The organism is Nocardiopsis sp. M1B1, assembly GCF_052466615.1.
The window spans coordinates 3,751,336-3,765,443 of record NZ_CP196194.1 but is presented as its reverse complement, the minus strand read 5'-3'; the positions used below and the strand labels follow the sequence as shown (position 1 = coordinate 3,765,443).

The following is a 14,108-nucleotide window of genomic DNA, read 5'->3' as shown; positions in this document are numbered from 1 at the left end:
CGGAACCGTGTGGTCACTGGTCACTGGTCGCCGCTGTCGCCGCCGCCCTCGCCGGGCTCGGCCCCGTCGGGTCCCAGGGCGCCGCTGCCGGGCGCCGCGGGCAGGTACAGGTGGACGTGGCCGTGGCCGGACTCGACGCTGACCATGTCCAGTTGGGTGGCCGCCACCGACCAGCCGCGCACCGCCTGGGTGCGCAGGTCTCCGGCGAGTTCGAGCAGTTCCGCCCGCTGTCCGTCCTGGGCGCGCTCGGCGTTGGAGTAGGCGACGACCGCCGACCCCAGCAGGTCCACGGCGTTGGACAGCCCCGCGTGCGCGACGTTGTGGCCGCTGTTGCCGGAGGGGGCGTCCTCGAAGTGGACCGCCGCCTCCTGGACGGTCTCCAGCCAGGAGTCGACCTCCCCGGCGTCGGGGGCCTCCCCGGCGGGGGTGGAGCCGTCGGGCGGCACGGCCGCGTCCAGGCTCTCCACCACGGGCACCAGCTGCCCGTGCGCGGCGGTGGTGCGCTCGACGAGCTGGTCGACCTGCGCGCGGTCGCGCTGCTGCGCGGAGGCCTGGAGTTCGGCGACGCGCGCCGGGTCGGGCGCGGTGTGGTCGTCACCGGTGAAGGTGAGGACGAGGACGCCGACGAGGGCGGCGACCACCAGGAGGGACCCGGCGGTCAGCCACCAGGTGAGCCTGGGCGGGGGAGCCTGCGTCCCGCGGGACGGGTCGGGGGAGGAGGGGGCCTTCTTGGCGGACACCGTGACACCTTCTTCTCGTCGTACCTGGGGGCCGGACGCCGCGACGTCGCGCTCCTTTCCGGCGGGGCGCCACCGCGGGGGGCGGCGGGGCCGGCCGCGACCGGCCCCGCCGTGGTCACGGGACCCCCGGCGGACGCCGCCCCCACCAGGGGGCGGGCGCGCGCCGGAGGCTTCCCGTCACTCGTCGTCGATGAGCGGGCGCAGCCTGTCGGCCAGCTCCAGCAACTCCTCCCTGGCGGCCTCGTCGGCCACCGCCTCGGCCACCCCGACGAACCTGTCCAGGGCGAGCGTGGCCTGCCCGGTCCGGCCGACGTTCAGGTGGTGTTCGGCCAGCTCCAGCTGCGGGGTCAGCCGGCGCGCCTCGGACACGGTCAGCGCGCCGTCGGCCTCCAGGGCGTCGACGCGCTCCTGGACCTCGGCGAACGTGACCGGTTCGACCGCGTCCAGCTCCTGGACCCGGACGTCGCGGAAGAGCACCCGGTCGGCGTCGCCGTGGTTCTGCAACCCGATGTGGCCCGAGGACAGGTCACGCGCCGGGTCGGTGCTCTCGAACTCGTTCACCAGCTCCCCGTTGATCCACACGCGGATCATGGGGTCGGCCACCTCGATCTCCATCTCGTTCCACTCGCCGACCCGCGCGGGGTGGGAGTCGGCCGCCTGGAAGTCGTAGACGGCGCCGGTCCGGTGGATCGGGTCGCCGTCGGGCGCCCCGTAGCCGTCGATCTGGATCTCGTAGCCCTCGTCGACGGCGACCCAGGGGTCGTCCCCGGGGTCGGGGAAGCCGACGAAGACACCGGAGTTGTCCGTCTCCTCGGAGGCGAGGAAGTCCAGCTTCAGCCGGTAGGACTCCAGCTCCGTCCCGTGCCAGAGCAGCCCCATGCCGCCCTGGGTCTCCAGGGCGCAGCCCTCGCCGCCGTCGTCGACGACGCCGAACCCGCCCGGGCCCGCCATGGTCCATCCGTCGAGCGTCCGGCCGTCCCACAGGGGGGTGTAGCCGTCCTCGGCCCCGGCCGGGGCGCACTCGGGCGGCTCGGTGCCGCCCGCCTCGACCGTGATGGTGGCGGTTTCGGAGGCGCCGGTGTTGCCGTCGCCGTCCGTGGCCACGGCGCTGACCTCGTGCTCGCCCGCGGCGGCCCCCTGCCATGTGGCCGTGTAGGGGCCCTCGGTCACCGTGGCGACGACCTCCTCGCCCACGAGGAAGTCCACCTTCTCCACACCGGCCTCGGCGTGGTCGGTGACCTCGGCGGAGAGGGGGACGTCCTCGCCCTCCTCGAAGACCGCGCCGTCCTGCGGGCTGGTCAGCTCGGTCTGGGGACCGTGCTCGCCGTGGCCGTCCAGGACCGCCTCGAAGTAGTTGACGTTGAACAGGCCGTCCTCGACGGCGGGGCCCTCACCGTCGTAGACCAGGTACAGCGTGAAGGTCTCCCCGGGGTCGGTGACGTCCATGGTCACGTCGGTCCACTCCTGCCAGCCGCCGGTGGAGGGCACGTCGACGCTGCCGATCAGTTCGCCGTCGGGGGCGTTCACGCGCGCCTCGATGGTTCCGCCCGCCCCCGCGGAGGCGACCCGGAACTCCATCTGCTCGACCCCGACCAGGTTGGTCGTGTCGTAGGCCGTCCAGTCGCCGTGGCCGATGTGGCTGACGTTGACCAGGCCGCCCTCGGCGTCCGTGGTGGGTTCGGTTCGGACCCCCTCGCTGTCGGTGAAGTACTGGGCCTGCGTCCGGGCGGGCTTGAGGGTGACGCCGTCGCTTCCGGTGAGGCCGGGCGCCCCGTCCCCGCCGGAGTCGGTGTACTCGGCCTCCAGCACCCAGAAGATGTTCATGTCGTGCCCGTGGCCGCCGTCGACCTCGGTGATGCTGACGTCCTCGCAGCTGTCGTACTGGGTCCACGGGTGGGCGTGCCGGTCGTGGCCGAGCGAGGCCGTGACCGCGACGTCGCCGCACTCGATGCCCTCGCCCACGGAGCCGTCCTCGGCGTCCGCCACGTCCACGCTGAAGGGAATCTGGTCACCCCAGTGGAAGAACTGTCCGTCCCTCGGGGTCTGGAAGGAGACCTCGGGCGCGGTGTTGCCCGCGGTGACCGTCGTGGTGGCGGTGCCCGTGCGCCCCTCGCTGTCGGTCACGGTGAGAACGACGGTGTACTGGCCCGCCTCCTCGAAGGTGTGGGTGGGCGAGACCTCGGTCGAGGTCTGGCCGTCGCCGAACGACCACGCGTACTCCATGGGCAGGCCGCCGGGGTGGCTGGAGCCCTCCGCGGAGAACTCCACCTCCAGCGGGGCCGGTCCCGAGGTCGTGGAGGCGCTGATGTCGGCGACCGGGGTGGTCCCGCCGCCGGTGTAGTCGATGCGCGACAGCGCCGAGTCGTCGGCCCCGCCGAAGTAGCCGGACCCGTACTCCAGCACGTACAGGGAGCCGTCCGGGCCGAACTCCATGTCCATGGGGTTGGCCAGGCCGATGTTCGGGACGGTCTCGGTGATGTCCAGGACCTCGCCGTCGTCGCCCAGGTGCACCTGCTTGATCCAGTCGCGGTCCCACTCGTAGAACAGCGGGATGCCGTCGTAGTACTCGGGCCACTTGGTGTCCGACTCCAGTTCGGGGTCGAACTGGTAGGCGGGGCCGCCCATCGGGGCGCCGCCGCCCGTGCCCAGCTGCGGGAACTCCTCCGACTCCTCGTAGCTGTACCAGATCGAGGCGGGGGTGACGGGGGGCAGTTCCGCCAGGCCGGTGTTGCGCGGGGAGTCGTTCACCGGCGCGGCGCAGTCGAACTCCTCGCCGGAGGTTCCCGTCGTGAAGTCGTAGTCGACGAACGCGCTGTTGTCGCCGATGCAGTAGGGCCAGCCGATGTTGGCGGGCTCGGTGATGGCGTGCCAGGAGACCGTGTTCTGCGGTCCCCGTTCGGGGTCGGGCTCGTTGGCGTCGGGCCCGTAGTCGCCCAGGTAGACGGTGCCGTCCTCCTCGTCCACCGTGAACCGGAACGGGTTGCGCAGGCCCATGGCGTAGATCTCGGGCCGGGTCTGCTCGCCGCTGTACTCCTCCGGCGGGAAGAGGTTGCCCTCGGGGATCTCGTAGCCGCCGTCGTCGGTGGGCGTGATCCGCAGCAGCTTGCCGCGCAGGTCGTTGGTGTTGGCCGAGCTGCGCTGGGCGTCGAAGGCGGGGTTGCGCGACTCGCGCTCGTCGATGGGCGTGTAGCCGTCCGACCCGAACGCGCTGGTGTCGTCGCCCGTGGCCAGGTAGAGGTTGCCCTCGGAGTCGAAGTCGATGTGGCCGCCGACATGGCAGCACATGCCCCGGTCGGTCCCGACCTCCAGCAGGACCTGCTCGCTGTCCAGGTCCAGGGCGGGGGTATCCCCGTCCGTGAACTGGAAGCGGGAGAGGTTGTTGTGGCCCTCGTAGGGCTCGAAGTCCTCCGGTGAGCCGTCCGCGGGAGCCTCACCCGCGGGGACGCCCTCGATCACGGGCGCGTAGTACAGGTACACCCACCCGTTCTCCTCGAAGTCCGGGTCCAGGGCGACGCCCTGCAGCCCGTCCTCGTCGTGGTTGTACACCGGGACCTGGGCGATCAGCTCGGTGGTGTGGGTGTCGGGGGACCACAGCCGCACGTCGCCGCCGCGGGTGATGTGCATCACGCGGCCGTCGGGCAGGACCGCCAGGCCCATGGGCTCGCCCACGGAGTCCTCGCCCTGCGCGAGGGTGACCTTCTCGAAGTTGTCCCACTGCGTGGCGCCGCAGTCGCCCTCGGCGGTCCCGGCCGCCCACCGCAGCCCGCCGAGCAGGTGCTGGGTGAACTCCGGTTCGGAGTAGGACTCCACGGTGTGGCCGCCGCCGGTGTACCAGGACCGGCCGCCGTCGTAGGCCTGACACCAGGCGATCGGGTGGTCCCACCCCATCTGGCCCCCGGGATCGACCTGGTCGGCGTAGGAGTCCTCGTCGAGTCCGGCCAGGACGTGCACGTCGCCGCGCGGGGACAGGTCGAAGTCGTACCACTCGTCACGGCGCTCCCAGCTGGCCGGCAGGTGCTCGGTGGAGGGGTGCACCCTGTCGTTGACCACCACCTGGGCGTCCTGCGTGCCCGGCGGGTGGCTGGCGAAGTAGCCGCCGACGAGGTCGCCGTACCACTCCCAGTCGTAGTGGGTGTCGGAGGCGGAGTGGACGCCGACGAAGCCGCCGCCGCCCTGGATGTAGCGCTCGAAGGCGCCCTGCTCCTCCTCGTTGAGCACGTCGCCGGTGGTGGAGAGCCAGATCACCGCGTCGTAGGCGGCCAGCTCCTCGTCGTTGAACACCGAGGAGTCCTCGGTGTGCGCGGTCTGGAAGCCGTGTTCCTCGCCCAGCGCCTCGATGAGCGCGACGCCGTGGGGGATCGAGTCGTGCCGGAAGCCGGTGGTCTTGGAGAAGATCAGCGTGTTGAACGCGTCCTCGCCGGTCTCGTCGGCGTACGCGACCGGTGCGGTCAGCGTGAGCGCCATGGCGACACCCGACGCGAGCGCGCCGAGTGTCAGCAGGGGTCTCTTCTTCATACGGAACCTCACCTGGGGGGTGGGAGTGAATCGATGAGTCCGTGCGGCGTGCCGGCGCCGACGGCAGGGGCGGCCCGGTGGTCGTGCGGCCCGGTGGGGGCCGTGTGGCTGCGACCGGTGGGCTGACGGGGAGTTCCTGCTATCAGGTGCGGGAAGCGGGGGTGCCGCCTCATCGGTCTCAGCCCATACCGGCTCCTTTCCTCGCTGGCCCTGCCGGAGGCGGACGACGCGGTGGCCGGGGATCGGGGCCGCGGGGCCCGTCAGTGCTCCGTCCACGTCTCGGAGGGGGAGACCCGACGGGTCGCCGCCGTCGGGCTTCACTTGGTGCGGGAGGGGCAGCTCTTCGTAACCGGGAGAGGCCATGCCGACGGTCCGAAGACGCCACATAGCCCAACCCTTGTGACCTGCCTCACCTGCTGCCTCGAACCGTACGTCGGGCTTATGTCGATCGTCAAGCAGAAGTTGTCGGTGCAGGTCGCAATAGGTGGAGTCCGGTCATCCAATAGACCCGGGTTCGTAGGTGGCCCCGACGGGTGCTTTCCGCAGCTCGGAAGAGCGTTCGGCGTCGCTCTGCGGGCTCGCGCCGTGACCCCGGGTGCGCGGACGGTGGCATGCGGAGGCGCCGGTGGATTTCGGCACCGGCCCCGAAGCCGCGATCCACCGGCCGCGCCCCCGCGGCCGGGCGGCCCGGGGCACGAGTACGCCGCCGCGCCCCGGGCGGGGCGCGGCGGCGCTCGGCGGGACCGCGCGGGGTTTGCGGCCCCGGGACCGAGGCGGTCCCGGCGGGAGACACCGGTTGCGCGGCGGCGCAGGTGTCACTCCGCCAGCTGCTCCTCCCCGCGTTCGGCCCGGGCGCTGTGGTAGCGGCCCAGGGGCAGCATGAGGGGCCTGCCCGACGTGGGGTCGGTGATCACCTCGCTGAGCAGGCCGAACACGGCGTGCACCGTCTCGGGGGTGAGCACCTCCTCGGGTGCGCCCGCCGCGTGCAGCCGACCGGAGGCGAGCGCGATGAGGTGGTCGGCGTAGCGCGCGGCCAGGTTGAGGTCGTGCAGGACCAGCACGATCGTCGTCCCCAGCGAGCGGTTGAGGTCGGTCAGCAGGTCCAGCACCTCGACCTGGTGGCTGACGTCCAGGAACGTGGTCGGCTCGTCCAGCAGCAGCAGGTCCGTGCGCTGGGCCAGGGCCATCGCGATCCACACGCGCTGGCGCTGCCCGCCGGAGAGCTCGTCCACGGGCCTGTCGGCCAGGTCCACCGTCCGCGTCGCCTCCAGCGCCCCGGCCACGGCCTCGTCGTCCTCCCGGCTCCACCGCGAGAGCATCCTCTGGTGGGGGTGGCGGCCCCGCCCGACGAGGTCGCTCACGGTGATGCCCTCCGGGGCGATCGGCGACTGCGGCAGCAGCCCGAGCGTGCGCGCCAGCTCCTTGGACGGCAGGCGGTGCACCTCCTTGCCGTCCAGGAGCACGTGCCCGACCCGGGGCGCGAGCAGCCGCGACATCGAGCGCAGCAGGGTGGACTTGCCGCACGCGTTGGCGCCCACGATCGCGGTGATCCTGCCGGGCGGGATGGTCAGGTCCAGCGACTCGATGACGACGCGGTCCTTGTAGCCGAGCGTCAGGTCCTCGACGAGCAGCGAATGGGCCGTGGTCACAGCGAGCCTCCCACGCGGTTGGTGCGGACGATCAGGTAGACGAGGTAGGGGGCGCCGAGCACGCCGGTGACGACCCCGACCGGGTAGCGGGTCCCGAAGGCGTACTGCGCGCACAGGTCGGCGACCAGGATCAGCAGCGCTCCGACCAGCGCCGAGGGCACCAGCAGCGAGCCGTTCGGCCCCACCAGGCGCGCCGCGATCGGCCCCGACAGGAAGGACACGAAGGCCACCGGCCCCGCCGCCGCGGTCGCGAAGGCGATGAGCCCCACCGCCCCGACGATCGCGACGAGCCGGGTCAGGTCCACGCGCACGCCCAGGGCCGAGGCGGTGTCGTCGCCGAGCTGGAGCGCGGACAGGTTGCCCGACTGGGACAGGAGAACGGGGGAGAGGACGACCAGCGCGACCAGCACCGGGACGGTCTGGTCCCAGCTCGCGCCGTTGAGGCTGCCGGTCAGCCACCGCATCGCCTCCTGCAGGTCCCACTGGGCGGCCTGGTCCAGGATGTAGTCGGTGACGCTGGTGAGCATGGCCGCGATGCCGATGCCGACCAGGATCAGGCGCGTCCCGGCGACCCCGTCCTTGAAGGACAGCGCGTACACGGCCAGCGCCACGAGCAGGCCCGCCGCGATCGCGAAGGCCGAGACCCCGGCCTCGCCGAGCGAGAGCACCACGATCGCGAACACGGCCGCCGCGCTGGCCCCCGCGCTGATGCCGATGATGTCCGGACTGGCCAGGGGGTTGCGCAGCATGGTCTGGAAGGTCACGCCCGCGAGCCCGAAGCACAGCCCCGCCGCCACCGCGAGCACGGCCCGCGGCAGCCGGAGCCGCCCCACGGTGAACGAGGCGCCCGGCACGTCCTGGCCCAGGACCACCCGCACGACGTCGCCGGGCGGGTAGAAGGTCTGCCCGACCATCAGGGACAGGGCGAACACGAGGACGATCGCCACGACCAGAGCGGCGATCACGAAGCGCCGCCGACGGGTGCGGCGCACCCGGCCGCGGGCGACGGTCTCGACGGTGGAGGCGCTCACAGGGCACGCACCTTCTGACGGCGGACGATGTAGATGAAGAAGGGGGCGCCGATCAGCGCGGTCACGATCCCCACGTCGATCTCCGCGGGGCGCGCCACGATGCGGCCGACCACGTCCGCCGCGGTCAGCAGGGCGGCGCCGGTGAGCGCCGAGAACGGGATCAGCCACCGGTGGTCCACGCCCACGAGCAGGCGGCACACGTGCGGGACGACGAGGCCGACGAAGCTGATCGGGCCGGTCACGGCGGTGCTCGCGCCGCACAGCACGACCGCGCCGACGAAGGCCGCGCCCCGCGCGAGGGCGACGCGCTCGCCCAGTCCCGCGGCCAACTCGTCGCCCAGGGCCAGGAGGTTGAGCGCGCGCGCCGACAGCAGGCACACGACGAACCCGGCCAGGAGGAAGGGCAGCACCTGCGAGACGCTGTCGAAGGTCCCGCCGCCCACGCCGCCGATCTGCCAGGACCGGGCCCCCTCGGCGATGTCGCCGCGCGGGAGCATGACGGCCCTGATGAAGGAGGCCAGCGCCGCGGTGGTCGCCGCCCCGGCCAGGGCGAGTTTGAGCGGTGTGGCCCCGCCCCGCCCCAGGGAGCCGATCGTGTAGACGAACACCGTGGTCAGCCCCGCGCCGACGATCGCCACCCACACGAAGCTGGTCGCGGCGGCCAGGCCGAAGTAGGCGATGCCCGCGACGACGGCGAGCGAGGCGCCCATGGTCACGCCCAGGATGCCGGGGTCGGCCAGCGGGTTGCGGGTCACGCCCTGCATGACCGCCCCCGCCACGCCCAGGGCGGCTCCGGCGAGCACGGCCAGCAGCGTGCGGGGGATGCGCTTGGCCACCGCGGCCTGGTCGAAGTTCTCGGTCGCGCCGCCGAAGGCCGCCACGACGGCCGTCCAGGGCACGTCGCGCGAGCCGACCACGACCGAGGCGAACATGAGCGCGACCAGTGCGCCCAGCACCACCAGCAGCCACAGGGCCTTGCCGCGCCTCGGGCGCCGCACGACGGCGGCGCCCGAGACGGCGGTCGAGGTGTCCGTCGCCACTACTGAGCCTCGTCAGCGGCCTCGGCGAGGAGCGACAGGTAGTCGTCCAGGACCCATGAGATCGACAGCGGGGTCGGGTTCGCGGCCGTGCCCAGCGGGTCGTCACCGGGGAGGTTGACGACGGAGCCGTTCTCCACGGCGGGCATCTGCGACAGCAGCGGGTCGCCCTCCAGGGTCTGCACCAGCTCCTCGCCGCCGTAGGTGACGATGATGTCCACGTCGTTGAACGCGTCCGCCTGCTCGGCGCTCTGGCTCAGGGAGAACTGGTCGGTCTCGGCGGAGGCGGTCGCGATGCTCTCCGGGGTCTCCAGGCCCAGGTCCTCGAAGAACAGGGCGCGCGTGTCGTGCGTGGTGTAGAAGCTGACCTCGCTCAGGTCCGTGGTGTCCACGTGGGTCAGGAACATCGCGGACCGGCCCTCGAACTGCGGATGCTCCGCGACCGAGTCCTCGATCTCCTGCTCCAGGCCGGCGATCAGCTCCTCGCCCTCGGCCGCCATGCCCAGGGCCTGGCTGTTGAGCTCGATCATCTCCCGCCACGGCGTTCCCCAGGCGGTCTCGGGGTAGGCGACGACGGGGGCGATCTCGCTGAGCGTGTCGTAGTCCTCCTGGGTGAGCCCGGAGTAGGCGGCCAGGATCACGTCCGGCGCGGTGTCGGCGACGGCCTCGAAGTCGATGCCGTCCGTCTCGTCGAACAGGACCGGGGTCTCCGCGCCCAGTTCGGTGAGCTTCTCCTCGACCCATGGCAGCACGCCGTCGCCGTTGTCGTCGCCGAAGTCGGCGGAGGCCATGCCGACCGGTACGACCCCCAGGGCCAGCGGGACCTCGTGATTGGCCCAGTTCACCGTCGCGACCCGCTCGGGCTTGGACTCGATGGTCGTCGTGCCGAGCGCGTGCTCGATGGTGACGGGGGTCCAGTCCCCGGAACCGCCGTCCTCCCCGCCGGAGGAGTCGGAGGAGCTGTCGGAGGAGCAGGCGGCGAGCGCGACGGTGAGCAGCGCGGCGCCGGAGAGCGCGGCCAGCCTTGAAACGCGGGGCATGGTTTCCTTCCCATCGTGGCCGTGGGGCCTCTTGCGGCCCTCGGGCCTCAGCCATGGCGGTGCCATGGTCCGGCTCCCGCACCGCCCCGGCGCGCACACGGGGGCGTGCGTCCGGGAGGGGACCGGTCGGGAGTGGGTCGCGTGGGGACAGGGGTCCAGGGGTGCGCGACGCCGACCCGACCGCGGCGATGCCGAGAGATTAGGTTTGCCTAACCGAATTTAGGGTGTCCTTGGTGGGTTCGCAATCGCGTAGATGCGACATCTTTTATAGCGATTCGGACAAGCGGGGCGTGGCGGGGGAGTCTGGAGAGCTGGATGGGACCTGTGTTGCCGGTCCTGTCGCGGGAGCTGAAACGCTGTCCCCGCAGGGCTCACAGGGCGCGGAAGCGGCCCGGACTCAGACCCGTGACCCGTCGGAAGGCCGCGCCGAACGCGCTCGCCGAGTGGTAACCCACACACACCGCCACCTCGTCGATCTCGTCCCCGCGCGCGAGCATCGTCACCGCGTGCTGCACGCGGGCCGTGGCCAGCCACTGGCTGAACCCCAGGCCCGTCTCGGTGCGGAACGCCCGGGTGACGGTGCGGGTGCTCACGCCCAGCCGCGCCGCCCACACAGCCAGGGTGGTGGTGTCGGCGGGGTTCTCGCGCACGGCGGCGACGATGGGGGCCAGCAGCGGCGACTCGGGGATGTGCAGGATCAGTTCGCGCCGGGCCGGGGCGAGGATGTCCAGCACCATCGCCTCGGTCCGCGAGCGCTCGTCCGCGGTGAGCCCCTCGGCGTCGAGCCGGTCGAGCAGGAGCCGCAGGAGCGGGGTGACCTCCATGGCCACGGGTTCGTCGGAGATCGAGGGCACCGCGTGGACGCCGAACTGTGCGGCGCGGTGCCAGGTCCCCGCGGGGGTCCACCCGGAGTGGCGCGTCCCGGCAGGGAGCCACAGGCCGACCGTGGGGGTGATCGTCCAGACCCGCGTGCCGACGGTGGCCGAGGAGGCGCCCCGCTGGTTCCAGAGCAGTTCGTGCGTGGGGTGCGAGTGCTCCTCCCAGAACGTGTCCCGGGGGATGATCTCGGCGCTGCCCATGACGACGAAGGGCACCTCGATCTCACCGGCGGCGTAGGAGGGGAGCCTGCGGCTGTCGATCGCCTCGCGCCGCGGGGACCCCGCGAGACGGAGTCGAGACGCCGGGCCCGGTCGGGTGTCTGGTCTGACCACGTCGTCCAGGTTAGGCGTCGGCGGGCGCTGCGGCGGCGGTGACCCCGCTCCGTCCCGCGGGCCGTGCTCCAGCGCCGGAGCGGCTGTTCCGGGGTCCGGGGGAGGGGCGCGCCGAGGGCCGCGTTCCCGTTCCCCGGCTTCACGCGAACCCCTTGACCTCAATAAAAGTTGAGGTTTCAGAATGGGGGCCACCACTCACGACACGAAGGAGATGCGCGTGCGTACGACGCGTAGTCGGCAGCGGAGTTCGGGTTCGCAGGCGGTGCCACGCCCCGGGGTGCTGCTCGCCAGCGTCATGCTGGGCGTTCTGGTCGTGGCCATGTCGATCTCGGGGACGGCCGTGGCCGTCCCGAACATCGGGGTGGACCTGGAGGCCTCCGGCGCCGCGCTGCACTGGGTGGTGGCCGGGTACAACCTCACCTTCGCCGCGTTCACCCTGGTCTGCGGCTCCCTGGCCGACCTGTTCGGGCGGAGGTTGCTGTTCGCCGTCGGCGCGGTCGTCTTCCTCACGGGCAACCTGGCCAGCGCCCTGGTCGGTGACATCCTCCTGCTGGACGCGGCACGCCTGCTCACCGGTGTCGGCGGCGCGGCGATCATGGCCAGCGGTGGCGCCCTGCTGGCGATGGGCTTCGACGGTGCCGCGCGGACCCGGGCCTTCGCCGCCATGGGCACCATGGCGGGGGTGGGCATCGCGATCGGCCCGACCCTGTCGGGTCTGCTGGTCGGCGCCGTGGGCTGGCGCACGGCGTTCCTGGTCTACGCCGCGGTCGGCCTGCTCATCCTGGTCGGATCGGCGTTCGTCGCCGAGTCGCGGGCCTCCGAGCGCCCGCGCGTCGACTGGGTCGGCTCGGTGACCTTCGTGGTCAGCCTGACGCTGGTGATGTACGCGGTCATCGAGGCGCCCGAGGCGGGCTGGGGGACCCCGGCGGTGGTGGGCGCGCTGGCGGCCGGTGCGGTGCTCCTCGCGCTCTTCCTCGTCGTCGAGAGCCGGGTGGCCCGGCCGGTGCTCGACCTGAGCCTGGTCCGCGACGGCCGGTTCATGGCCTGGTGCCTGGCGACGCTGACCACCTCGATCGGTTTCCTGGGGGTGCTGGTCTTCCTGCCGACCTACCTCCAGGGGGTGCAGGGGGTGTCCGCGCAGACCGCCGGTCTGATGATGCTCATGCTCACGGCGCCGGTGCTGGTGGCCCCGTCCCTGGGCGGGTGGATGGTCGCGGGGGGCGTGTCGGCACGCGGGACGATCGTCGTCGCGCTGCTGCTCGTGGCCGGGGGCAACGCGCTGCTCACCGTGCTCCACCCGCAGATCACCGCGCTGGGACTGGCCCTGCCCCTGGTGCTGATCGGTACCGGTATGGGCCTGTCGTTCGGCATCACCGACGGCCAGGCGATGGGCGTCATCGAACCCCGGAAGGCGGGCATGGCGGCGGGTTTCCTCAACACGCTCCGCGGTGGCGCCGAAGCCCTGGTCATCGCGGTCTTCGGAGCGGCGTTGACCAGCATCGTCGCCGCCCGCACGGGATCGTCCGAAGCCGCCGCCCGGGCGACCGCCGGGGACGTGGGAGGGTCGGACGCCCTGGCCGGTCACCTCACGGCGGCCTGGGACGTCACGTCCTGGGGCGTCGCGGCCCTGTCGCTGGTCGCCACGGCCGGGGTGTTCGTGCTCCTGGCCCGGCGCCGGGGCGTGGTGGGAGGTGTTCCCGGGTCGGGCGGGACGGAGGCGGAGTCCGCGGGACCGGAACCCGTCGAACGCTAGCCCGTCGAACGCCGACGGTTCCGCGGCGTGCCGCGGCGGCCCGGAGGAGCACGGCCGGGCCGCCGGGCCTGGGGGGCGATTCCCCGGGCGGGCGCTGTCACAGGCGTGTGCTTCGATACCGGCATGAACGCGCCCGAGACCGCCCTCCGCCTGCCCGAACCCGCTGCCCTGCGCGTCCTGTCCCGCAGGACGGCGCTGCTGGAGTTCCTCATCACTCCCGACAACCGCTATCGCAAGTACGACTTCACCCCCGACTGGCGGCCGGGGTGGGACCTGGCGACGATGAGCAACGGGGGAGGGGACGAGTACGCCATCGCGCTCTCGGACACGGCCGGTCTCATCCGCTGCTTCGACCACGAGTCGGAGATGAGCCCCTACGCCAACGACGAGGAGCACTTGCCGGGGACGGTCGACGCCCTGCCCGGGGAACTCGCGTTCCTCATGGCGGACACCGACTTCAACGGCGGGGACGCGCTGTCGGTGAGCGCTCTGCTGTGGCGCCTGTCCGCGGACGCCTCCTGGCGCACCGGGGTCGCCGGGGACCGGGAGGACGGGTCGGGTTGGCTGCTGGGCGGTCTGTACGCCGCCGACCCCGCACGGTACTTCCACGAGGAGTTCCAGGACTACTACGAACGTTCCCTGGACCTCGACGCGGTGCGCGCGGTATTCGAGGGACGGCCGCTGACCAAGGAGGTCGTGTCCGGAATCAACCCCGGGGCCGACCCCGCCGAGCTGCTGCGCCGCGCGGAGGCCCACCCCTCCTGACCCGTACCCGAGTCCACGCTCCGCCGTGCAGGCCGGGGCGACTACGAACGAGTCATGCCGTGTCCTTGCTCCGCCCTACGCGTCGTGCTCCAGCACCGTCACGGCGAGGTCCCGCAACCTCCCGTAGTACCGGGTCTCCTGGGCGTCGGTGAGCAGCGGCAGGACCTTGTCGAGGTCCGCGACGCAGCGGAGCAGGGACCGGCGCCGTTCTTCGTCGAGGACGCCCCGGTTGCTCTGCCAGGTCGTCACGCATCCGGCGACGTCCGCGTCCAGCAGGATCATGTGGACACCGGCCTGTTCCCCGCCGCGCAGCCCGGCGGGGAATTCCGCTCTCATGTGCTCCGCCCACAGGCGGTCCACCTTTTCC

The 14,108-nt window shown here is 72.5% G+C and carries 10 protein-coding genes; 2 read left to right on the top strand and 8 right to left on the bottom strand.

Features of this window, described 5'->3' with window-relative positions:
• Window positions 1-20: 20 nt before the first annotated feature.
• The 7 genes from ACSTA4_RS16385 to ACSTA4_RS16355 form a co-directional block, all read right to left on the bottom strand.
• A complete protein-coding gene (locus ACSTA4_RS16385; protein ID WP_444960022.1) occupies window positions 21-740 on the bottom strand; it encodes a hypothetical protein in 720 nt (239 codons plus the stop codon).
• 177 nt (window positions 741-917) lie between these two features.
• Window positions 918-5,255, bottom strand: coding sequence for a ThuA domain-containing protein (locus ACSTA4_RS16380; protein ID WP_444960021.1), 4,338 nt, complete (start codon window positions 5,253-5,255; stop codon window positions 918-920).
• Between the two features lie 815 nt (window positions 5,256-6,070).
• A complete protein-coding gene (locus ACSTA4_RS16375) occupies window positions 6,071-6,904 on the bottom strand; it encodes an ABC transporter ATP-binding protein (protein ID WP_444960020.1) in 834 nt (277 codons plus the stop codon).
• The gene (locus ACSTA4_RS16370; protein ID WP_444960019.1) at window positions 6,901-7,935 is read right to left on the bottom strand and encodes a FecCD family ABC transporter permease; all 1,035 of its coding nucleotides are present in this window, start codon (window positions 7,933-7,935) and stop codon (window positions 6,901-6,903) included. The genes ACSTA4_RS16375 and ACSTA4_RS16370 overlap by 4 nt, the downstream gene beginning before the upstream one ends.
• Complete coding sequence (locus ACSTA4_RS16365) at window positions 7,932-8,975, bottom strand: FecCD family ABC transporter permease (RefSeq protein ID WP_444960018.1); 1,044 nt, start codon at window positions 8,973-8,975, stop codon at window positions 7,932-7,934. Before ACSTA4_RS16365 ends, ACSTA4_RS16370 begins: the two co-directional genes overlap by 4 nt.
• A complete protein-coding gene (locus ACSTA4_RS16360; RefSeq protein ID WP_444960017.1) occupies window positions 8,975-10,012 on the bottom strand; it encodes an iron-siderophore ABC transporter substrate-binding protein in 1,038 nt (345 codons plus the stop codon). Before ACSTA4_RS16360 ends, ACSTA4_RS16365 begins: the two co-directional genes overlap by 1 nt.
• Window positions 10,013-10,383: 371 nt before the next feature.
• Entirely contained in the window at window positions 10,384-11,223 is an 840-nt protein-coding gene (locus ACSTA4_RS16355) for a helix-turn-helix domain-containing protein (RefSeq protein ID WP_444960016.1), read from the bottom strand.
• 211 nt (window positions 11,224-11,434) lie between these two features.
• Here ACSTA4_RS16355 and ACSTA4_RS16350 point away from each other — a divergent pair, with 211 nt between their 5' ends.
• Entirely contained in the window at window positions 11,435-12,976 is a 1,542-nt protein-coding gene (locus ACSTA4_RS16350) for an MFS transporter (protein WP_444964197.1), read from the top strand.
• A 123-nt stretch (window positions 12,977-13,099) separates the two neighbouring features.
• Complete coding sequence (locus ACSTA4_RS16345; RefSeq protein ID WP_444960015.1) at window positions 13,100-13,741, top strand: hypothetical protein; 642 nt, start codon at window positions 13,100-13,102, stop codon at window positions 13,739-13,741.
• A gap of 75 nt (window positions 13,742-13,816) precedes the next feature.
• On the opposite strand, the gene ACSTA4_RS16340 is transcribed toward ACSTA4_RS16345, so the two are convergent.
• Window positions 13,817-14,077 carry a hypothetical protein gene (locus tag ACSTA4_RS16340; protein WP_444960014.1) on the bottom strand — a complete coding sequence of 87 codons (261 nt, stop codon included), beginning with the start codon at window positions 14,075-14,077 and terminating at the stop codon, window positions 13,817-13,819.
• Between the last annotated feature and the right edge of the window lie 31 nt (window positions 14,078-14,108).

What these genes read in the sequence shown, in the direction of transcription:
- ACSTA4_RS16380 (WP_444960021.1), bottom strand. Translation starts at nt 5,255, where the DNA reads ATGAAGAAGAGACCCCTGCTGACACTCGGCGCGCTCGCGTCGGGTGTC.
- ACSTA4_RS16360 (WP_444960017.1), bottom strand. Translation starts at nt 10,012, where the DNA reads ATGCCCCGCGTTTCAAGGCTGGCCGCGCTCTCCGGCGCCGCGCTGCTC.
- ACSTA4_RS16350 (WP_444964197.1), top strand. Translation starts at nt 11,435, where the DNA reads ATGCGCGTGCGTACGACGCGTAGTCGGCAGCGGAGTTCGGGTTCGCAG.
- ACSTA4_RS16345 (WP_444960015.1), top strand. Translation starts at nt 13,100, where the DNA reads ATGAACGCGCCCGAGACCGCCCTCCGCCTGCCCGAACCCGCTGCCCTG.
- ACSTA4_RS16340 (WP_444960014.1), bottom strand. Translation starts at nt 14,077, where the DNA reads ATGAGAGCGGAATTCCCCGCCGGGCTGCGCGGCGGGGAACAGGCCGGT.